The sequence below is a fragment of the Erythrobacter rubeus genome, assembly GCF_014705715.1.
In the GTDB taxonomy this organism is placed as follows: Bacteria; Pseudomonadota; Alphaproteobacteria; order Sphingomonadales; family Sphingomonadaceae; genus Erythrobacter; species Erythrobacter rubeus.
In genome coordinates, this window is the sequence record NZ_JACXLC010000004.1 from 1 (window position 1) to 1,060 (window position 1,060).

Sequence of the window (1,060 nt, forward strand, 5' to 3'; positions counted from 1 at the left end):
GTAGATCCCATCGCCCAGCGGGCCGCCCTGCGATGCCGACGGGTCGATCGTACCGGTGATGTTGCCCGCCGCATCGATGCTCAGACCCGTAGGCAACCCAGTCGCCGAGAAGGTCAGCGCATCGCCATCCAAGTCGTCGAAATTGCCCGAAGCGTCGAGCGCGACCACATCCGCATCGCTGTTATCCTGGTTGAGGATTTGCGCGCTGACGACTGGATCATCGTTCACCGGATTGACGGTGACCGCGACTGTTGCGGTCGATGTGCCGCCCTCGCCGTCGCTGATCTCGTAGGTGATCGTATCGCTGCCGTTGAAGTCTGCATTCGGCGTGTAGGTGAGCGTGCCGTCGGCCTCGATCACCACCGTGCCATTGGGAGCCGAAGCCGAGATGACCGTCAACGCATCGCCATCGGGATCGTTGTCGTTGGCAAGCACATCGATATTAACCGGAACATCTTCGTCGGTCGAAGCCGTGTCGTTCGCAGCGGTCGGTGGATCGTTGACTGGATCGACAGTGACAGTGACCGTCGCGGTTGCGGTGCCGCCGTTACCGTCGCTGATCGTGTAGGTGATCGTGGTTGAGCCGTTAAAGTTGGACGCAGGCGTGAAGGTGATCGTACCATCGGGATTGATCACCACCGTGCCATCGGACGAGGTGGCCGACGTGACCATCAGCGGATCGCCATCGACATCGCTGTCATTGCCGAGCACCCCGATAGTGACCGACGTATCTTCGTTGGTAGTCGCCGTGTCATCAACCGCGATCGGATCATCGTTCACCGGATTGACGGTTACCGCGACTGTTGCGGTCGATGTGCCGCCTTCGCCGTCGCTGATCTCGTAGGTGATCGTATCGCTGCCGTTGAAGTCTGCATCCGGCGTGTAGGTGAGCGTGCCGTCGGCCTCGATCACCACTGTACCATTAGGAGCCGAAGCAGAGATGACCGTCAACGCATCGCCATCGGGATCGTTGTCGTTGGCAAGCACATCGATATTAACCGGAACATCTTCGTCGGTCGAAGCCGTGTCGTTCGCAGCAACCGGCGGCGGATTGGTGACC

General features: G+C 60.1%; 1 protein-coding gene. It reads right to left on the bottom strand.

All coding sequences use genetic code 11. The features are described 5' to 3' along the window. The coding region (locus IB285_RS14935; protein WP_190789163.1) for an Ig-like domain-containing protein at positions 1-1,060 on the bottom strand (1,060 nt) is incomplete at both ends.